A 20,309-nucleotide genomic window follows, 5' to 3' on the forward strand; every position below is an offset into this window, starting at 1 on the left:
GGGGACCACTGTAACGAAAAATTGACAGCTGAACCAGTCCAAATGTGTAATGTAAGCCTTACACCGCTGTCTTTGATCTATTCGACATTTGAAGCGCCCGCGAGCGAATATCGCTCGATAAGGTCAGCGACAAGTTGCGGCCGCTCCTCATGGGCCAGATGGCCGAGACCTGGAATCCGCTCGATGACGGCTTTCGGCTGAATTTCCTGGACCTTACGGGCAACCGAGGGCGGAATGGCGCGGTCGCCTTCCGCTGCGACCAACAAGAGCTGCGGTTTCAGCCCGGGCAACGCCCTCAGCAACGGCTCGAGATCCCAATTCGCCATCATCCGCAGTGCTGCAGCGACGTGGCCCGAGTTCCCCACCAGCTTGCCATAGAGCTTGATTCCCGCCGGATCGATCGACGAGCCGGTATTGCCGATCAATCGCTCGACAGCGCCGCGGCCGCCGGCCTGCCAGGCAAACAATCCAGGCACCAGCGGATTGAGCACCAGCATCTTGGCCAATGGCGAGAAGAAATTCGCGGCCGGCCCACCATAGGGCAGAAATGCACCATTGAGGCTGACCAGAAGCCGCGGCGAGATTGCACCGTCGAGGCACATCCGCGCCGCGATCGCGGCGCCTGCAGAGTGCCCGACGACGATCTTCGGGGATACGTTCAGCACCTGCAGCAGCGCGCCGAGATCAGCGGCCATGCCCGGCAATGACAGCCGATGCGCGCGTGGCGATTGCGTGAAGCCATGGCCGGGCAGGTCCGGCGCGGTCACCCTGAAATGCCGCACCAGCAAGGGCGCGAGCCCACGCCAGGAATGCGAAGCCGCGCCGGTACCGTGGACCAGCAACAGCGCCGGCGCATCGACCGGACCCATCTGCTGGATGTGCCAGCGGAAGCCGCCGGCCTCCACGAACCGGCTGGATTCCCGGTGCGGCCAGTCGGCGCCATCCCTGCTCCAGTCGAGTCCGCTCATCGCAACTGCCTCAGGCGGCAGACCTCGCGACCCGCGCGAGGAATTCGTCGTAGCTGCGGAGGAATTCGTCGGGGATCTCGAAATGCGGCATTGCGCCGGTCTGGAACACGGTCACCGTCCAGTTCGGTCGGCCTTCCACCGTGCTCTTGTTGGCGTAGTCGACGAAGTCGCCGCGCACGCCGTGCGATAGCCATGCCGGCATCTTCAGGTCCTGATAGAGCCGCAGCACGTCCTGGCTGAACAGATAGCCGGTGACGAAGTAATAAGGCGCGTGCTGCGCACCGGGCTGATGCGTCGTCAGATAGTCGTAGTCGAGCAGGCCGCGATCGATGTTCGGCGAGCCGAACGTCTTGCGCAGGAACCAGGCGATCACCGACTTCTTCGTCAGCAGACCGAACACTCCCTCGCTCCACAGCGGATTTTCGAAGAACGCATGCAACCACGGAATCGCGCGCGATCCCTTCACCCAGCGCAACTGCCTGCGATCGAAGCCGGTCGGACTGACCAGAGCGACGCTGCGGAAGGCCTTCGGCGTCTCGGCGGCTGCGCGCCCGAGAAACTCACTGCTGAGCGACAATGCGATCGCGTCGATCGGCGTGTCGCCATGCGCCTTCTGGATTTCGCCGACGACGGAATGAATCGCATCCGTCATCATCCGAATTGTGTATTGACGCTTGGCGCGCGACGAATGACCAAAGCCGGGCAGCTCGATCGCATAGACCGGGCGGCTCCTGGCGTAGTGCTCGTAGATCGGTTTCATCTCATAGGCCGATCCCGCGGCATTGATGCTGTGGATGAGGAGCATCGGCGGTTCCGACGTCGATGCTTCAGGCGACGCGGCCCAATAGGTCAGCCGGCCGCCGAAACTGTCGATGTCATGGCGTTCTCCGGAGACCGGTGCAGGAAGATCCGGTCCTTCGCGGCGCGTCGCGGACGATCCGGGGGTGGGTGCGGTGGCGTTCATCTCGAAAATCCTGTTCACGGCCGCTCCGGCCGCATCTCGACGTGGTCAAGACGGTGTTGGCAGTGTATCAGACCGTCAAGAGCGCTTGTCGTATAACAATGGGTATCTCTCTTGACACAGAAACTGGTGACAAAACCTTTCATTGAGGTCATTTCCGGAAATCGGCAAGCCTCGCCCCCGATGTGGATGATGCGACAGGCAGGCCGTTACCTGCCGGAGTACCGCGCCACCCGCACCGAAGCCGGAAGCTTCCTCGATCTGTGCTTCAACCCCAAACTCGCCGCCGAGGTGACGTTGCAGCCGATCCGGCGCTTCGGTTTCGACGCCGCGATCATCTTTTCCGACATTCTGGTAGTGCCGTACGCGCTCGGGCGCGCGGTCCGCTTCGAGGTCGGCGAGGGTCCGAGGCTCGATCCGCTGAACTCGCCGGACCTGGTCGGCACGCTCAACGGCGCGATCGACCTCGGCAAGCTCGAGCCGGTGTTCGAAGCGCTGCGAATTGTGCGCAGCGAGCTCGCGCCCGAGACGACGCTGATCGGCTTCTGCGGCGCGCCGTTCACGGTCGCGACCTACATGGTCGCCGGCCAGGGCACGTCGGATCAACATCCGGCGCGGCTGATGGCGTATCAGCACCCCGGCGCCTTCGCCAAGATCATCGATGTACTGGTCGAGAGTTCGATTCAGTATCTGCTGAAGCAGCTCGAAGCCGGCGCCGACGTGCTGCAGATCTTCGACACCTGGGGCGGCATCCTGCCGCCGCGCGAATTCGAAAAGTGGTGCATCGAGCCGACCCGCCGCATCGTCGAAGGCGTCCGCAAGGTGAAGCCCGACGCCAAGATCATCGGCTTCCCGCGCGGCGCCGGCGCGCTGCTGCCGGCCTTCATCGAGCGCACCGGCGTTGACGCCGTCAGCATCGACTGGACGGCGGAGCCAAAGATGGTGCGTGACCAGGTGCAGACCAAGGTCGCCGTGCAGGGCAACCTCGACCCGCTTTTGCTGATCGCCGGCGGCTCGGCGCTCGACCAAGGGGTGGACGACGTGCTGAAGAACTTCTCGGCCGGTCGCCACATCTTCAATCTCGGCCACGGCATCACGCCGGACGCCTCGATCGCGCATGTCGAGCAGATGGTGAAGCGGGTCCGCGCCTTCAAAGGCTGAGACTGACGTCCCGATCAATGATCAAAGCCGGTGCGAAAGCACCGGCTTTTTTCATGCTGATTGGATCGAGCTGAGAACGGGACAAATCTTCGAATCGTCATCCCGCTCCAGATTGTTACGCGAGCATGATTTTCGCGCGTCAGGCGCGGGCGCAGAACCGATCAGCCGGCGCGCGTCGCTGCGGTCACCGCTTTCGCCAAGACGGTGGCGTCGGCGTGGGGCATCGGCAAATAGCGTGCGTCCATTTCCTTGGCGAAGGACTCGGCCTGCGGCCCCGGCCGCGGCGACATGTCGATCACCACCGAATTGATCGCCGCGACACGGAATTGCCGCGCTGACGCCTTGGCGTCTTCCTCGGCCTGCGGCCGGCCCGGCGCGCCGTCGCGCGCGATGTTGGCGCGGCCGTCGGTCAGCACGATCACGGTCGGCGTCTGACCTTTGCGCTTGATCGAATCGGCCAGCATGAACGCTGCGTCGAGTCCGGCTGCGAGCGGCGTGCCGCCGCCGCCCGGCAGACCCGCGAGGCTGCGCTTGGCGCGCGCCAACGACCGCGTCGGCGGCAGCAGGATTTCGGCGATGCTGCCGCGGAACGCGATCATGGCCACCTGATCGCGGCGCACATAGCAGTCGGCAAGTAACAATTCGACCGCGCCCTTGGCTTCGGCGAGACGATGCAGCGCCGCCGAGCCCGAGGCGTCGACCACGAAGATGGTGATGGTCTCGGTGCGCTGCTTGAAGCGCGCGATGCGGAAATCGTCCTTCTCGACGAGAATACGCGGCGCGCTGCCGGGGCGGCCTTCCGCCTGACGCCGGCGCAGCGGCTGCCACGGCGCCGCGGCGCGCAGCGTCTCGATGACGTTGAGCTTGGAGCCGTCGCGCAATTCGCCGCGCACGCTGCCGGTGGGGCGGCCGCGCTTCTTCGACTTCTGCAACTCGCCGGCCTTGCCGGCCGAGCGGGCCCGCGCGCGGCCGGCGGAAGCGCGCAGCGCTTCCAGCACGCCGGGCGGCATCGCCGCCTTGACTGCCGCGAGGATCACCTCGTCGAGCGCGCGGTCGATATCCGGCGTCTGCTGTTCCTGGTCGTTGTTGTCCTCGGAATTGTCTTCCGGCGGAGGCTCGGGCGGAGGCGGTTCGGCCTCGTCCGGCTGATCGGACTGCGGAAAAACCATCGCGCGTGGCGCCAGCACCAGCCGCGCGGCAAGCGTGATGTCGTCCTGCTCGATGTTGACCCGGTCGAACAGCGCCGCGCTCGCCCGCGCCGCGCGGATCGCCAGCAGCGGCGCACGCAGCGAGATGATGCCGAGCGCCGCAGCGGCGGTGCAGATCGCTTCGATCTGCTCACGACCGACTTTAATTCCAGCAAGACGGGCACGGGCCGCGATGATGTCGTCGAGCTGCACCGGGAAATCCTCGGTGTCACGCCAGGCGAACTGATCGAGATCGAGGTGGAATCCGAGCCGGTCGCGCAGGCCGGCCGGCGAGAACTCGTCCTCGAGGCCTTCATCAAGCGCCACGACGCCAAACCGCGCCGGCATCCGCAGCGACAGGCCGTCACGCTCCACCGCGGTCTCCTGCGCGTCCATCGCCGCGGTGAGATACACGTTGGTCGAGGCCTGCATTCGCTCCGCCATCGCCACGACCAGCACGCCGCCATCGGCTTCCGCCAGCAGACCGCGCTCGGCGACCGGGCGGCCGGCAAGCAGCGTCGCCGACAGATCGAGGCCGCCGAGCAGGCGACCGTCGGCAATATGCAGCGGCAGGTTTCTGTAGGGTTGATCAGGCGGCAGCGCGGCGCGCAGCGTCGCAAGCCAGCGGTCGCGCACCGGCCCCGCGCGCGAGCGCAGCAGCACGCCGCCGGTGCCGACCGGGTCGACCGCGAACAACTGCGCCGCGGTCACCGCATCGGACCATGCGAGCGAGATGCTCATCCGAAGATTTCAGCGAGCGCCCGATCGACACGAACGCTCGAGCCTGCGTCGTCCAGAGGATTGCGGCGCAGCCGATGCCGCAGCGCCGACGGCGCAATCCGCTTCAGATGATCGTCGGTGACAATCTTGTCGTGCTCCAGCGCTGCGAGCGCGCGGGCGGCGCGCATCAGCGTCAATTCGCCGCGTAGGCCGTCGGTGCCGAGCGTCATGCACAGCCTGGCGGCGCGTTCCAGCGCCGCGTCGGGAACGCTCACGTCGGGCAACCGGTCCTTGGCCTGGGTGATCTTGCGCCGCAGCTTGGCCTCTTCCTTCGACCAGTCTTCGAGGAAGGCGGTGGAATCGCTCTCGAACGCATCGCGGCGGCGCACCACTTCGATGCGCTCCGGCAGCGTGTCGGGCGTCTTGACCTCGACCGACATGCCGAACCGGTCGAGCAATTGCGGACGCAACTCGCCTTCTTCGGGGTTGCCGGTGCCGACCAGCACGAAGCGCGCCGGATGGCGGATGCTGAGGCCTTCGCGTTCGACCACGTTCTCGCCGGAGGCGGCGACGTCGAGCAGCAGATCAACCAGATGATCTTCGAGCAGATTGGCTTCGTCGATGTAGAGGAAGCCGCGATGCGCCCGCGCCAGCAGGCCCGGCTCAAATGCCTTCTCGCCCTTGGCCAACGCACGTTCGAGATCGAGCGCGCCGACGACCCGGTCTTCGGTGGCGCCGAGCGGCAGATCGACCACCGGCACCAGCACCTGCGCGGTCTTGACCTTGCCGTGCTTGGCCTTCTCCTTGCACTCTTCGCAGAAGCGTTCGGGCAGGTCGGGATCGCAATTATAGCGGCAGCCGACCACGACCTTCATCTTGGGCAACAGCGCCGCCAGCGCGCGCACCGCGGTGGACTTGCCGGCGCCGCGATCGCCGAACGCCAGCACGCCGCCGACCTTCTGATCGATCGCCGCGATCAGCAAGGCGAGTTTCATCTCTTCCTGGCCGACGATGGCGGAGAACGGGAACACTGTCGCCATGGGATGGGTTACTCCGGCCGCGTTTTTTCAATGACCGCGGCGGCGCCCTTGTCCAGAAGATCAAGGCCAACCGCACGGCCGAGTTCGCGGGGCCGATTGGCCGGACCCGAGCGCGTGGTCTCGATGAACAGACCACCTTCCTCATCGAGAACCGAGGCGTGCAAGGTCATTTCCGCGCCGTTGACCGTCGAATGCGCCGCCATCGGCGAATTGCAGTGGCCGTTCAGCACCCAAAGCACCTCGCGTTCAGCGTCGCAGCACAGCCGCGACTTTGGATCGTCGATCATCGCCAGATAGCGGCGGGTCTGCCAATCGTCGACCGCGCATTCGACCGCGACGATGCCCTGACCTGCGGACGGCAGCATTTCCTGCGGCGTGAAGTCATGCACGATGCGGTCGACGAAGCCGACTCGCTCCAGCCCCGCGCGCGCCATGATCAGCGCGTCGGCCGGGCCGACCTCGCCGCCATCGGGCAGCCGCTGCTTCTCGCGGGCGTCGAGCTTGCGGATCCGGGTGTCGGCCGCGCCGCGGAAGTGAATCACATTGACCTCGGGAAACAGCCGCTTGGCATAGGCGGCGCGCCGCACCGCATTGGTGCCGATGGTGTAGCCCTTGCCACGCGATTTCTTCAGCTCGTCGAGCGTCAGACCCTCGCGGAGCACCAGCGCGTCGGTTGCCGGATCGCGGGCCAGCGTGGCGCCGATCACCAGACCCGGGGTGTCTTCGTTGCCCGGCATGTCCTTCAGCGAGTGCATCGCGGCCTGAAGCTGGCCGGCGATCACCGCGGCACGGATTTCCGCGACAAAAGCGCCGCCCTTGCCGCCATGCGGCAACAGCTTGCTGATCTGGTCGCTGTCGCCGACGGTCTCGAACTTGACGATTTCGACGTCGAGTTCGCTCGCGGCTGCACGCAGCTGCTTGGCGATGTCCTCAGTCTGGGCAAGCGCCATCACGCTCTTGCGCGTACCAATACGGACTGGAATTTTCACCACATGCTCCATTCGACAACCGCGAAGGGCCCGCGGCGACTTAACGGTCGAACCATACCAGTCCGAGCCAGATTGCAAACAGATGACAACCGGATTTTTCTTAAGAACTCGGCTGGGAGCCGAGGTCGTTGATTTCGAGCAACTCCGGTGCCGCGACGGTCTTGCGCTGCCAGCGCGGGCGAAACCTTTCGGCTTCTGTCCATCGCGCTGCAATGCTACTCAAGTCAACCGGCGCAATGTTGAGCAAGGTCAAAACACCTATGACGGCTGAAGTTCTGATTGGCGACGGCGACGTAAGACTTTCGCCGCATCCCTTGCGGGCCGTCGTGCTCGGCGAAGTCCACGCCCGTCCCTTCACCGCGCTCGCGGTTCCGGCGCGTGTGCTGCACTTTGCCTTCGACACGTCCAGCGACAAGGGCGGCGCCGACCGCGCCGCGATGACGAGCTTCTGCGAATCGCGCGGGCTTCTGCCTCCGGCGCAGGGTGAAAAGCATCACCGCGCCAGCTTCGGCACGACGATGCTGCGTTGGGAGCAGCATTCGGAGTTCACGACCTACACCTGGGAATTCACCGCCGATCCCACGGCGACGCCGTTTCACCCCGAAGCCTCCTCGCTCGCCTCCCCGATGCGGCTGCTGCCGCAGCCCGGGCCGCTGCTGGTCGCGGTCGATCTGCATATTCTGCCCGACGATCCGCCCCGCACCTCGCCGGAGCGGCTGTTCGATCGCGCCAGCCTCGCGGTCGCCGAGAATTCCGATGGCGCGGCGGTGTACGCGACCGATTTTCAGCCCGGCCCATCCGGATTCGTGCGGGTGCTGGTGATCGATCGCGGCATGGCGCCGGAGCGCGCCGGCGCATTGGTCCAGCGGGTGCTGGAAATCGAAACCTATCGCACGCTTGCGCTGCTCGGCCTGCCCGAAGCGCAGCGGTTGGGGCCGTCGATCAGCAACGGCGAACGCCGCCTCGCAGAAGTCACCGCGGAGATGCGCACCGCCGGCGATCTCGCCATGAACAACAAGCACCTGCAGGAATTGACCGAAATCGCCGCCGAAGTCGAGGCCGGCGCCGCCGCGAGCCTCGGCCGGTTCAGCGCCAGCCGCGCCTATGAAGAGATCATGACGGGCCGGCTGGCGACGCTCGGCGAACGCAAGGTCGGCGGGCTGCCGACCTGGTCGTCGTTCCTCGCACGCCGGATGAAGCCCGCGATGCGCACCTGCGCGACCACCGAGGCGCGGCAGTCGGACCTGTCGCTGAAACTCGCACGCGCCGCCAACCTGCTGCGCACCCGCGTCGACGTCGAAGTCGAACAGCAGAACCAGGACCTTCTGAAATCGATGAACGCGCGGACGCGGCTGCAATTGCGGCTGCAGGCCACCGTCGAAGGCCTCTCCACCGCGGCGATCACCTACTACGTCGTCGGACTGTTCGGCTATCTGGTGAAGGGCCTGTACGACAGCGGCCAGATCAAGGCCGAGCCGAGCCTCGTCACTGCGGGATTCGTGCCGATCGCAGCGCTCTCGATCTGGTGGACAGTTCGTCGCGTCCGCAAGCGGCACATTCCGGACGTCGACTGATGGCGCGAGCCCGGGTGAAGCCGCTCCGCCTCGTCGTTGCCTTCGCCGCGGTGATCGCGATCGCGGTCGCGCTGTGGCAATTGCAGCGCGCCACCGACGATCTGATCATCACGCATACGAGCGTCGGCGAGACTCCGGTCACAGTGTTCCGGCCGCCCTCGACCGCGCCGGCGCCAGTGGTCGTGATCGCGCACGGCTTCGCCGGTTCGCAGCAATTGATGCAGCCCTTCGCCCAGACCCTGGCGCGCAACGGCTACATCGCCGTGACGTTCGACTGCACCGGTCATGGCCGCAATCCGGTGACGATGGTGGGCGACGTCGACGAGCCGACCAAAATCACCGGCGTCTTGGTGGATGAACTCGGCCGCGTCACCGACTACGCCCGGGCATTGCCGCAGAGCGACGGCCGCGCCGCCGTGCTCGGCCATTCGATGGCGTCCGACATCGTGGTGCGCTACGGCGTGACGCATCCGGAGATCACCGCCACCGTCGCGGTCTCTGTGTTCAGCAAAGTCGCGACCGCGACCGGCCCGCGCAATCTGTTGGTGATCGTCGGCGCGGTCGAGCCCCAGATGCTGATCGACGAAGGCCTGCGCATCGTCAATCTCGCGACCGGGGGCGGCGCAGCGGCTGGCCGAACCTATGGCGATTTCAGCGCGGGCACCGCGCGGCGACTGGCGCTGTCGTCCGGCGTCGAACATATCGGCGTGCTGTACAGCCAGGACAGCATGCGTGAAACGCTGCAATGGATGAACGAGTCGTTCGGCCGGCAAGGCGCGGGCTGGATCGATCGTCGCCCGATGTGGCTGGCGCTGTTGTTCGGGGGCCTGATCGCGCTGGCGTGGCCGCTGTCGAAGCTGCTGCCGCAGGCAGCACCTGTGCCGATGGGCGCGAGCCTGACCTGGAAGCCGCTGCTGATCGCCGCAATTCTACCCGCGGTGCTGACGCCGCTGATACTGTGGAAGGCGCCGACCGACTTCCTGATCATCCTGCTCGGCGACTATCTCACGCTGCATTTCCTGCTGTACGGCGCACTCACCGCCGCGATCCTGCTGCTGATCCGCGCGCGCGGCCGCAAGGCGCACGCTTACGCCGCCAAGCATCCCACACACGGGTTGGAGAAGCTGGAGTCGCTGCCCGATCCAGTCCATCCGCGGATCTCGATCGCCGCATTGGCGATCGCGTCGGTGGCGGCGATCGCCTACAACATCATCGGCTTCGGTCTGCCGCTCGACAGCTATGTTTTCTCCTTCATGCCGATCGAGCCGCGGTTGTATCTGATCGCCGCGATCGCCTGCGGCACCATTCCATATTTTATCACCGCGGAATGGATGGCGCATGGCGCGGGCGCCAAGCGCGGCGCCTATGCGCTGGCGAAGTTCTGCTTCCTCGCCTCGCTCGCGTTCGCCGTTGCGCTCAATCTGCAGAAGCTGTTCTTTCTGATCATCATCGTGCCGGCGATCCTGCTGTTGTTCATCGCCTTCGGGGTGATCAGCAACTGGACCTACAAGGCCACCAATCATCCTTTGCCCGGCGCTCTGGCCAATGCCATCCTGTTCGCCTGGGCGATCGCGGTGACGTTCCCGATGGTGATCCGCTGATGGACATCGAACTCTGGCCGGCAGGCGGCGAACGGCGCTGGCGCCTCGTCACCGACACTGTGATGGGCGGGGTCTCACAAGGCACGCTGCTGGCGACCGAGATTAACCGCCGTCCGGCGGCGCGGATGCGCGGTGCGGTCTCGACAGAAAACAACGGCGGTTTCATCCAGATCGCGATGGACCTCGCGCCCGACGGCGGCGCTTACGACGCCAGCGGCTTCGCAGGCGTCGGCATCGAGGTGTCCGGCAACGGCGAGACCTACGGCGTGCATCTGCGCACCACCGATATGGTCCGCCCGCAGCAATCCTATCGCGAAGCATTCGCCGCGCCTCCGCTATGGACCGTCATAAGGCTGCCGTTCGCGCAGTTCGTTCCGCACCGCATCGAGACGCCGCTGAACATCATGCGGCTACGGCGGATCGGGCTGGTCGCGATCGGCCGCGCCTTTGATGCAGATCTATCCGTCGCCCGGCTTTGGCTCTATTGATCGATCGAGCCGACTTATGGCGAATGGCGACGACCGCCGCCGCTTTTTAGAGAACAGGGAACGATGTTCGGACCCAGGCGCGACAAGCCCGCGAGCGGCCAGGAATCGGTGTGGGACTATCCGCGCCCGCCGCGGCTGGAACGGACGGATGCGCGACTGCGCGTGGTGTTCAACGGCGAGATGATCGCCGATAGCAGTTCGGGATTTCGCGTGCTCGAGACCAGTCACCCGCCGGTCTATTACATTCCGCAGGCCGACATCCGGATCGACCTGATGCGCCCGGCGCCGGGCCGATCCTGGTGCGAATTCAAGGGCGAGGCAGGCTACTGGTCGATCGAAGCCGGCGGCCGGCGGTCCGACAACGCCGCCTGGAGTTATGCGGCGCCCTCCCCGGCCTTCGCGGCGATCGCAGGCCACCTCGCTTTTTACGCTTCGCGGGTCGACGAATGTTTCGTCGGCGACGAACGCGTGCAGCCGCAGCCCGGCGATTTCTACGGCGGCTGGATCACCTCGACAATCGCCGGCCCGTTCAAGGGCGGCGCAGGAACGCGCGGATGGTAGAGCAGATCGAACCGACCTCACCCCTTTGGTCGCCGCCGCTCAACGACCCCGCGCCGCGCGAATTGTGCACCGACTGCGGCGTGTCGCGGATGAGCGATCCCAAGCAGTGCGGGCAGGCCTGCCAGTTCATCAAGCCGGACTATCCGGCGATGGAACTGCAGGTGCACGGCCGCAACCGCGATCCGTCGCGGCCGGACGAATTCTTCTTCGGCCCGTTTCGGCGGATGTTGCAGGCGGCAATGAAGGAGCCGCGCGACGGCGCGCAATGGACCGGCATCACCACCCGGATCGGCGAGCGCCTGCTTGAAACGGGAGCGGTCGATGCGGTGCTGACGATGGCGCAGGATCCGGCCGACAAATGGAAACCGATGCCGGTTCTGGTGACCAAGCCGGAGGGCATGGCGCAATGCCGCGGCATGCGGATGGGCTATGCGCCTTCGCTGGCGCTGCTGGAACCAGCGCGCGCCGCCGGCTACAAGCGGATCGCAGTGATCGGCATCCCCTGCCAGGTCTACGCGCTGCGCTCGCTGGAACAGAAGCTCGGCTTCGAGCGGTTGTACGTGATCGGCACGCCTTGTTCCGACAACACCACGACGGAGAACTTCCACGGCTTCCTCGATCTGCTGTCGGACAAGCCGGAGACGATCACCTATCTCGAATTTCGTGCCGACTATCACGTCGAGCTTCGCTTCACTGACGGCCGGGTGCAGGAAATCCCGTTCCTGCTGCTGCCGATTTCGAAGCTGAAGCCGGACTTCTTCCCGATCACCTGCCGCACCTGTGTCGACTACACCAACACCCTCGCCGACATCACCGTCGGCTATATGGCCGGGCGCGGCGAGCAGTGGTTGCTGGTGCGCAACGAACGCGGCGAGGAACTGCTGAATCTGCTGGGCGACGAGGTGCGGCTGAGCGAGCCGACCAGCGCCGGCAACCGTACTGCGCCGGTGAAAGGCTTCCTCAAGAACACCGAGCTCGCCGCCGGCGGTCTGCCGGTGCGCGGAATGCCGAATTGGCTGCGCCCGTTCATGGGCTGGCTGATGCCGAAGGTCGGCCCGCGCGGGCTCGAATTCGGCCGCGCCCGCGTCGAGATGAAGGCGGTCGAAACCGTTCTGCATTTGCGCCGGAACTACAAACAGAAAATCAAGAATATGGTACCGGCGCACGTCTGGGCACTGGTGAAGCCTTACGGGATCGAACCGGACGATTCCGAGCGTCGCAACTAACAACTCCTCACGAATCGGTTCCGGTCGGGAACTGGTCTGCCTGCTCCAAGTTAGCGCGAAAGGATGCGGCCCGCCCTGCGGCCGGTCGCGGATTCCTGAACCCAGCATGGAGGCTCATGTGGACAAGGACATTCTCGATCACCTGAAGACGCTGCACACCAGCGCGATCGATGCCCGCAACGGCTATGAGGAAGCCCTCGAAGACGCCGAAGGCAAAGGATTGACGTCGCTGTTTCGTGACATGATCGCGCTGCATCACGCCAATTCCGAAGAGCTCGGCGGGCTGCTGATCAACGCCGGCGAGGAAGCCGACGACAGCGGCTCGTTCATGAGCGTGGTTCATCGCACCATCATGAGCGTCCGTTCGCTGTTCGACGGGCTCGACGGCAGCGTGCTGCCCGGTCTGATCGACGGCGAGAAGCGCAACATCGAAAGATACGACACGGCCATTCAGGCTTCCAGCAGCACGCCGGCGATCGTCGGCACCCTGACCGCGCAGCGCAACAAGATCCGCGAGAAGATCGAGCTGATGCAGCAGCAGAACGCTGCCTACGAGGCGGCGCAATCCTGATTTTCAGTCATCGCGTCGACATAAAAATCGGGGGCCTTTTGGGCCCCCGATTTCGTTTCAAGTCTAATGCGACCTGGCGTTACTTGGTCAGCGTTCCGGTCGAACCGGGCGAATTGCCGACGCCCGCATCAGAAGCGGTCGGCGCAGTGCGCGTATCGGTGCCGGGATTGTTCGGCTGATAGCGCTTCGGCTCGTTCTGAATATTCTTGGGCTGAGCCATGCCGGTCGTTCCACTTGCCGCAGGCGGCGCAACCTCGGCGGTCTGTGTATTGCGAGAGTTCACGCCGGTCGCCAGAAGAGCCATCGCGACCAGGGCAAACACGGCGATTCCCGCCAGTTCAGGCAGCGCACCGTCGGGCGCAGCGCCGCGCCCGGTGCCGTTCCCTTCCAGAGTGTCGGCCGCAACGGCGCGGTTCGAGCGCGACCGGATGAAGTTGAGGAACACGAATCCGACAATCACGGCGCCGGCGGCCAATGTGAAGAACATCAGCCAGCTAATGGGTTGGTCTCCGTCCATGAAATCCTCCGAGGATGTGTCGATGAGTAGTCGTTTGCACCTGTCGACAACCAACGGAAGTTTCCCAGAAAGGTTCCTGGAGCAGCGTAATCGCGAACCGAAGAGTTAGCGGGCATCTCTTGGCTGGATCTCCGCTGGCACCTCGTGCTTCACGCCGGCTTTGACCGGATCGTCCGACCGGTCGCCGGCGAACAGCCGCTGCACCACGACGAAGAATACCGGAACCATCAACAGCGCCAGCACCACCACGGCGATCATGCCGCCCATCACGCCGGAACCGAGCGCCTGCTGGCTCTTGCCGCCAGCGCCAGTGGCGATCGCCATCGGCAGAACGCCGCTGACGAACGCGAGCCCGGTCATCAGGATCGGCCGAAATCGCAGATGACAGGCCTCCATCGTCGCCTCACGCAGCGACTTGCCTTCCTTACGCAGGTCCTTGGCGAATTCGACGATCAGAATGGCGTCCTTAGCGGCCAATCCGATGATCGTGATCAGCCCGACGGTGAAATACACGTCGTTCGGTAGAGAACGTATCGTCGCGGCGATAACCGATCCGGTGATGCCGAGCGGCACGGCAAGCAGCACCGTCAGCGGAATCGTCCAGCTTTCGTACAGCGCGGCGAGCACCAGGAACACCATCAGCGCCGACAGCAAGAGGATGAACGGCGCCTGCGAACCTGACAGCTTCTCCTGTAGCGACTGGCCGGTCCAATCGTAACCGAAGCCGCGCGGCAGCTGCCCGGCGAGCCGCTCCATCTCACCGATCGCATCGCCCGAGGTGTAGCCGGGCCGCGCCTCGCCGCTGATGCGAACGGCTGGATAGTAATTGAAGCCGACGATCTGCGTCGGCCCCTTCGACCACTCGATCGTCGCAAAGGACGACAGCGGCACGAGCTGACCGCGGCTGTTCTTCACCGAATAAGCGAGGATTTCCTCGGCCTTCATGCGGTCCGAGATATCGGCCTGCACGATGACGCGTTGCATACGGCCGCGATTGGGGAAGTCGTTGATGTAGGCCGAGCCGAGATTGGTCGAGATGGTGTTGTTGATGTCTTCGAAGGTGACGCCGAAGGCGCCGGCCTTCTCACGGTCGATCATCAGATTTACGACCGGCGCCGGGGGCAGGCCTTCGACGTAGACCTTGTGCAGAATCGGGCTCTTGTTGGCGGCGGCGACGAGCTGTTCGCTGGCGCGTACCAACGCGGCGTTGCCCTTCTGGCCACGATCCTGCAGGCGGAAGCTGAAGCCCGACGAGTTGCCGAGGTTGTCGACCGGCGGCGGCTGTTGCGCGGCGATACGGGCGTCGCGAATCGAACTGAGCGATTTGTTGGCGTCGTCGACGATCGCAGAAGCGCTGTCTTTTGCGCCGCGGTCCGACCAGTGCTTGAGGGTGACGAAGGCTTGCGCCGCGTTCATGCCCTGGCCGAGAAAGCTGAAGCCGGTGAGGAAGGTGACGTTGTCGACGCCGTCGCGCTTGAGCAGATACTCCTCGACCTGCTTCACCACATCGTAGGTTCGGTTGTAGGACGAGTCCGACGGCGTCTGCAGATCGACGGTGACGAAGCCCTGGTCGTCCACCGGCAAAAAGCCGCCGGGCATCTTGACCAGCGCCCATCCAAGAACGCCGACGAGCACCGCGTAGATGACCATCAGCCGGCCGGTTCGCCCGAGATTCCACCGGACGATACTGGAATAACGCTCGCGCGTGCCGTCGAGAATGCGATTGAACCGGCCGAAGAAGCCGCGTTCAGCGTGGGCATGGCCCTTCACCACCGGCTTCAGCAGCGTGGCGCACAGCGCCGGCGTCAGCGATAGCGCCAGCAACGCCGAAAACGCGATCGCCGACACCATCGTCACCGAGAACTGCCGATAGATGATGCCGACCGAGCCGGGGAAGAACGCCATCGGCACGAACACCGCGATCAGCACCAGCGTGATGCCGATGATCGCGCTGGTGATCTGCGTCATCGCCTTGCGGGTCGCTTCCTTCGGCGGCAGCCCCTCCTCGGCCATGATGCGTTCGACGTTTTCGACCACGACGATCGCGTCGTCGACCAGAATGCCGATCGCCAGCACCATGCCGAACATCGTCAGCATGTTGATCGAATAGCCGAACAGCAGCAGCGACAGGCAGGTGCCCAGCAGCGCCACAGGCACCACAATGGTCGGAATGATTGTGTAACGGATGTTCTGCAGGAATATGAACATCACGATGAAAACCAGCACCACCGCTTCGATCAGCGTGTACAGCACTTTGGTGATCGAGGCTTCGACCACCGGGGTGATATTGTAGGGAATCTGGTAGCTGATGTTCGCCGGGAAGAAGCGCGACAGCTCCTTCATCTTTTCTTCGACCGCGCTGGCGGTGGCGAGCGCATTGCCAGTCGGCGCTAACAATACCGACAGGCCTGCCGTCGCCTTGCCGTTGAGGCGGGTGTTAAACTGATAGCTGAAGCCGCCGACCTCGACCCGGCCGACGTCGCGCAGCCGCACAGTCGAGCCATCCGGATTGGCGCGCAGCACGATCGCGCCGAACTCATCCGGCGATGTGAGCTGGCCCTTGACCAGCACGAGCGCGGAAATCTTCTGGCCCTTGCTGCTGGGTTCGGCGCCGATGCTTCCCGAGGCGACCTGGGCGTTCTGCGCCTGGATCGCCTTGGTGACGTCGTCGGCGGTCAGGTTGTAACCGACCAGCTTGTCCGGATCGATCCAGATCCGCATCGCGCGTTCCGTCGAGTACAACGTGGCACGGCCGACGCCCGGGATGCGGCGAACTTCGCCCAGCACGTTGCGGATCATGAAGTCGCCGAGGCCGACTTCGTCGAGCGAGCCGTCGGTCGAACTCAGCGTGATGATCTGCAGCACCGCGCTCGAGGCTTCCTCGACCAAGATGCCCTGCTGCAGCACCGCCCGCGGCAATCGCGCCTCGACGCGCTTGATTCGGTTCTGCACGTCGACCGACGCCATGCCGGTGTCGGTGCCGGGCACGAAATTGGCGATGATCTCGACCTGACCGAGCGAGTCGCTGGTCGATTCGAAGTTCAGAATGCCATTGGCGCCGTTGAGCTCTTCTTCGATCAGCCGGGTGACGCTGTTGTACAGGTTCTCGGGCGATGCGCCGGGATACTGCGTCGACACCGAAATCGACGGCGGCGCGATGATCGGATACTGCGCGACCGGCAGGAACGGAATCGAAATCGCGCCGATCAAACAGATGAACAGCGCGATGACCCAGGCGAAGACCGGCCTGTCGATAAAGAATGAGGGCATGCCGGCGCCTATTGCACCTTCTTGGGGCTACCCGCCGTATGGTGCACGGTCGCCGCCTTGGGTTCATCCGCATTCACCGGAGTGACCGCATCACCGGCCGCGAACTTCTGGAACCCTTCGACCACGACTTGCGCGCCGGGCTTCAGGCCGTCGAGCACCAACCACTGACCGTCCTGCTGGGAGCCGACCCGCACCGGCTGCACCGCGACGCGGTTGTCGTCCTTGACCACGAAGACCTCGCTGCCGCCGCCGCCATTGCGCTGAATCGCCTGTTCAGGAACCGAGATGGCGTCCGGGTCGTATCCCTGCTCGATCCGGACGCGGACATACATCCCGGGCAGCAGCTCGCGGTTCGGATTTTCAAACTCGGCGCGCAGCGTCACCTGTCCGGTATAGGCATCGACCTTAGCTTCGGAGAACAGCAGCTTGCCCGGCAGCGGATACAATGTTCCCTCATCAAGGACGAGCCGGGCGCGCGCCGCATCCGGTGCGATCTGGTCGAGCTCTCCGGATTCGAACGCACGGCGCAAACGGACCATTTCGGCGACCGGCTGGGTGAAGTCGGCATAGACGCGGTCAAGTTGCTGGATGGTGGCGAGGCTGTTCTGCTCGTTTTGCACCACCAGCGCGCCCTCGCTGACCAGCGCCGCGCCAATTCGGCCACTGATCGGCGCCCGAATGGTGGCGTATTCCAGATTGAGCCGGGCGCGGGCGACATCGGCCTCGCGCGCCGCGACCTCGGCCTCGGCCTGGCGCGAATTGCTCGCCGCGACTTCGTTTTGTGCCTTCGAGGCCGCCTGCTCGTTCGCCAGCATCGCGACCCGCTTGGCTTGCAGCGTCGCCTGCTCGCGCGCCGCATGCGCCTTGGCCAGCGCTGCTTCAGCCGCCTTCAACTCGACTTCGAACGGGCGCGGATCGATCTTGTACAGAGGATCGCCCACGGCAACCTCGCTGCCCTGCTGGAATGGGCGCTGCACGACGATGCCGGAAACACGCGGACGCACGTCGGCGACCCGGATCGGGGCAATACGGCCAGGCAGTTCGCGAACGATCGACCGCGCATACGCCTTGACGGTGATGATGCTGACTTCAGGCTTTTCGGTCGTGGCGGCGTTGGCCACCTTTGAATCGCTGCAGCCGCCCAACACCAGCCCGAGACACGCAAGCGCCACCGCCGTGAAGGCAAAACTGGTCGATCCCCGCATTCGAAAACCTCTTAAAAATCTAAACCTCGCAAGACCCGACGGCTCACGCGGCGCAATCGCCCACAGCCGCAGCCACGCCATCAACAACGCAGCCACGCCATGGACAGACAGCGATGAACGGAAATTAAGCGCGATTTTGTGCGGTACAACATAATGACGCGGCGACCCAATGTCACAGGCCCGGGAACCGCCTGACGGCGCGGTAGTTTTACGGGGTCACGCTGTCGTGAAATCGCTCACTGACGAATCCCGCCGCGGCTCTTCGCGTCGCGGCGGCATTCCAACGTCAGCAGAAAGCTGACAAGGGCGGAGTCCTGGAACGATCAGGTTGTGTAGACGAAGGCAGGATCGTCGAGGTCGATGTTCGGCAGCTCATCCTTTTCCGCCCAATAGTCCTGGCTGTGCTGCCATTCCGGTTTGGCGCCGCGTTTCGGCAACAGGCTCATGCCACGCATCAGGTAGCCCGGATTGAAGTTCTCGGGGTCGATCCAGGGCAGCAAAGCCATATCGGCGTCTTCCGGGCGTAGCGCAGGGGCCACGCTGCGATAGCCGTGCTGCTTCATGTGAGCGAGCAAACGGCAGACGAAATCGGCGACGAGATCGGCGCGCAGCGTCCAGCTCGCGCGGAAATAGCCGAACACCCAGACCATGTTCGGCACGCCGGTAAACATCATGCCCCGATAGGTGACGGTGTCGGCGAAATCGAGCGGTTCGTCATCAATGCTGAAGGCGATATCGCCCAAAACGTTGAGGTTGAAGCCCGTAGCGGTGACCACAATGTCGGCGGCGAGCGTCTCGCCGGACTTCAGCTTGATCCCGGATTCTGTAAAGCGCTCGATCTCGTCGGTGACCACAGATGCCTTGCCGGAGGCGATCCCCTTGAACAGATCGCCGTCCGGTACGAAAGCAATGCGCTGGCGCCATGGTCGATAGGTCGGCGTGAAATGCGGATCGAGATCGTAATGGGGCCCAAGAAAGGCGCGCACGCCCGACAACAGCTCCTGCTTCACCACCTCCGGCTCGGTCATTGAGCGCCGGGTGAAAGCGGCCTGGTCGAACAGGATCTTGCGGCGAACAATCTCGTGGATCCAGTCCTCGGAGATGCCGAGTTCCCGCAGCGTGTCGGCGATCTCGATCTTGTTGCGGCCCGGAATGAAGTAGGTCGGCGAGCGCTGCAGCACCGTGACGTGATCGCAGGCCGGCGCGATCGACGGCACCAGCGTCGCCGCGGTGGCCCCGGAGCCGATCACCACCACCTTCTTGCCGGCATAATCGAGATCGTCAGGCCAGGTCTGCGGATGCACGATGCGGCCCTTGAAATCCGCCATGCCCTCCCATTCCGGCGTATAGCCCTCGCTGTGGCGATAATAACCCTGGCACATCCAGAGGAAATTGGCGGTGAAGCGGACCGTCTCGCCAGTGTCGGTGCGCTCGGCCACGATGGTCCAGCGCTTCGCAGCGCTCGACCAGCTCGCAGACACGATGCGATGGCGATAGCGGATGTGGCGGTCGAGATCGTTATCGGTGATCACCTCGCCGATATATTCGCGAATTTCGGCCGCGGTCGCGATCGGCTTGCCGGTCCACGGCTTGAAGCGGTAACCGAAAGTGTAGAGATCGCTGTCGGAGCGGATGCCGGGATAGCGGTGGGTCAGCCAGGTGCCCCCGAAGGAGTCCTGCGTCTCGAGCACGACGAAGCTGGTGCCGGCGCATTGCGACGTCAGATGATAGGCTCCGCCGATGCCGGAGATGCCGGCGCCGACGATCAGGACGTCGAAATGTTCGGGGGACGATTGGACTTCGGGGGACGATTGGGCGGTGACGTCGTGTGCGACGCGTGACGAGTCGGTTTCGGCTATTCGGATCATGTTTCCTCGACGTTTCTTCTGTCGTTGAAACCAGATTGCCGTCTGCGCCGCGCTTTGCCCAGCATTTTTTGCAACTGGAGGTTCGGTCTGGCTGGATCAGAACCGACCCTTCGAGTCCCGTTTGGCGGGTTTCTTGAAGCGAGCCGACGCCCATTTCGCTCGAAAGCGCAACAAAACGCAAAACGCCGCGGACATTGCTGCCCGCGGCGCGTTGTGGCCTTGCGGCCGCCGGCTGGCTCAGACGTTGAGCAGCAGCGGATAGCCGGAGAAGGACTTGTACTCGCCTTCCTGCTTGAGCAGCAGCGGAGTGCCGGAGAACGACTTGTACTCGCCTTCCTGCTTCAGCAGCAGCGGAGTGCCGGAGAAGCTCTGGTACTCACCCTTCTGCTCGAGGATCAGCGG

The 20,309-nt window shown here is 64.5% G+C and carries 16 protein-coding genes; 7 read left to right on the forward strand and 9 right to left on the reverse strand.

Annotated features, from left to right (window positions below; genetic code table 11):
• Nucleotides 1-77: 77 nt before the first annotated feature.
• Together bchO and BMY71_RS08825 are read right to left on the reverse strand one after the other, a co-directional pair.
• Nucleotides 78-968, reverse strand: coding sequence for an alpha/beta fold hydrolase BchO (bchO, locus tag BMY71_RS08820; RefSeq protein WP_092683099.1), 891 nt, complete (start codon nt 966-968; stop codon nt 78-80).
• A gap of 10 nt (nt 969-978) precedes the next feature.
• A complete protein-coding gene (locus BMY71_RS08825) occupies nt 979-1,932 on the reverse strand; it encodes an alpha/beta fold hydrolase (protein WP_092683101.1) in 954 nt (317 codons plus the stop codon).
• A 111-nt stretch (nt 1,933-2,043) separates the two neighbouring features.
• Here BMY71_RS08825 and hemE point away from each other — a divergent pair, with 111 nt between their 5' ends.
• A complete protein-coding gene (gene hemE / locus BMY71_RS08830; protein WP_175557635.1) occupies nt 2,044-3,090 on the forward strand; it encodes a uroporphyrinogen decarboxylase in 1,047 nt (348 codons plus the stop codon).
• 161 nt (nt 3,091-3,251) lie between these two features.
• Here hemE and BMY71_RS08835 read toward each other — a convergent pair whose 3' ends face one another.
• From BMY71_RS08835 to hemC, 3 genes are read right to left on the reverse strand one after another with little or no spacing between them, the layout of a single operon-like run.
• Complete coding sequence (locus BMY71_RS08835; RefSeq protein ID WP_092683103.1) at nt 3,252-5,018, reverse strand: magnesium chelatase subunit D; 1,767 nt, start codon at nt 5,016-5,018, stop codon at nt 3,252-3,254.
• Nucleotides 5,015-6,037 (reverse strand): magnesium chelatase ATPase subunit I, encoded by a 1,023-nt coding sequence (gene bchI, locus BMY71_RS08840; protein ID WP_092683105.1) that lies wholly within the window; start codon nt 6,035-6,037, stop codon nt 5,015-5,017. Before bchI ends, BMY71_RS08835 begins: the two co-directional genes overlap by 4 nt.
• Before the next feature lie 8 nt (nt 6,038-6,045).
• Nucleotides 6,046-7,026, reverse strand: a complete 981-nt coding sequence (gene hemC / locus BMY71_RS08845) for a hydroxymethylbilane synthase (protein ID WP_092683189.1) — start codon at nt 7,024-7,026, stop codon at nt 6,046-6,048.
• 260 nt (nt 7,027-7,286) lie between these two features.
• Between hemC and BMY71_RS08850 the strand changes: the two genes are divergently transcribed.
• The 6 genes from BMY71_RS08850 (at nt 7,287) to BMY71_RS08875 (ending at nt 13,047) form a co-directional block, all read left to right on the forward strand.
• A complete protein-coding gene (locus BMY71_RS08850) occupies nt 7,287-8,600 on the forward strand; it encodes a DUF3422 family protein (protein ID WP_011504158.1) in 1,314 nt (437 codons plus the stop codon).
• Complete coding sequence (locus tag BMY71_RS08855) at nt 8,600-10,201, forward strand: dienelactone hydrolase family protein (RefSeq protein WP_011504159.1); 1,602 nt, start codon at nt 8,600-8,602, stop codon at nt 10,199-10,201. Before BMY71_RS08850 ends, BMY71_RS08855 begins: the two co-directional genes overlap by 1 nt.
• Entirely contained in the window at nt 10,201-10,689 is a 489-nt protein-coding gene (locus tag BMY71_RS08860; RefSeq protein WP_011504160.1) for a CIA30 family protein, read from the forward strand. Before BMY71_RS08855 ends, BMY71_RS08860 begins: the two co-directional genes overlap by 1 nt.
• A gap of 63 nt (nt 10,690-10,752) precedes the next feature.
• The gene (locus BMY71_RS08865) at nt 10,753-11,250 is read left to right on the forward strand and encodes a DUF427 domain-containing protein (RefSeq protein WP_011504161.1); all 498 of its coding nucleotides are present in this window, start codon (nt 10,753-10,755) and stop codon (nt 11,248-11,250) included.
• The gene (locus BMY71_RS08870) at nt 11,244-12,476 is read left to right on the forward strand and encodes a Coenzyme F420 hydrogenase/dehydrogenase, beta subunit C-terminal domain (protein WP_011504162.1); all 1,233 of its coding nucleotides are present in this window, start codon (nt 11,244-11,246) and stop codon (nt 12,474-12,476) included. The genes BMY71_RS08865 and BMY71_RS08870 overlap by 7 nt, the downstream gene beginning before the upstream one ends.
• A gap of 106 nt (nt 12,477-12,582) precedes the next feature.
• Nucleotides 12,583-13,047: a PA2169 family four-helix-bundle protein gene (locus BMY71_RS08875; RefSeq protein WP_011504163.1), complete on the forward strand. Its 465-nt coding sequence runs from the start codon at nt 12,583-12,585 to the stop codon at nt 13,045-13,047.
• Between the two features lie 79 nt (nt 13,048-13,126).
• Here the strand turns inward: BMY71_RS08875 and BMY71_RS08880 are convergent, their stop codons facing one another.
• The 4 genes from BMY71_RS08880 to BMY71_RS08895 form a co-directional block, all read right to left on the reverse strand.
• Entirely contained in the window at nt 13,127-13,564 is a 438-nt protein-coding gene (locus tag BMY71_RS08880) for a hypothetical protein (RefSeq protein ID WP_011504164.1), read from the reverse strand.
• A gap of 105 nt (nt 13,565-13,669) precedes the next feature.
• A complete protein-coding gene (locus BMY71_RS08885) occupies nt 13,670-16,834 on the reverse strand; it encodes a multidrug efflux RND transporter permease subunit (protein ID WP_092683107.1) in 3,165 nt (1,054 codons plus the stop codon).
• Nucleotides 16,835-16,842: 8 nt separating this feature from the next.
• On the reverse strand, nt 16,843-18,039 hold the full coding sequence (locus BMY71_RS08890; protein ID WP_092683109.1) for an efflux RND transporter periplasmic adaptor subunit: 1,197 nt from the start codon (nt 18,037-18,039) through the stop codon (nt 16,843-16,845).
• A 323-nt stretch (nt 18,040-18,362) separates the two neighbouring features.
• Nucleotides 18,363-19,907: a flavin-containing monooxygenase gene (locus tag BMY71_RS08895; protein WP_092683111.1), complete on the reverse strand. Its 1,545-nt coding sequence runs from the start codon at nt 19,905-19,907 to the stop codon at nt 18,363-18,365.
• Nucleotides 19,908-20,309 lie beyond the last annotated feature (402 nt).

It is taken from the genome of Rhodopseudomonas pseudopalustris, from assembly GCF_900110435.1.
GTDB lineage: Bacteria > Pseudomonadota > Alphaproteobacteria > Rhizobiales > Xanthobacteraceae > Rhodopseudomonas > Rhodopseudomonas pseudopalustris.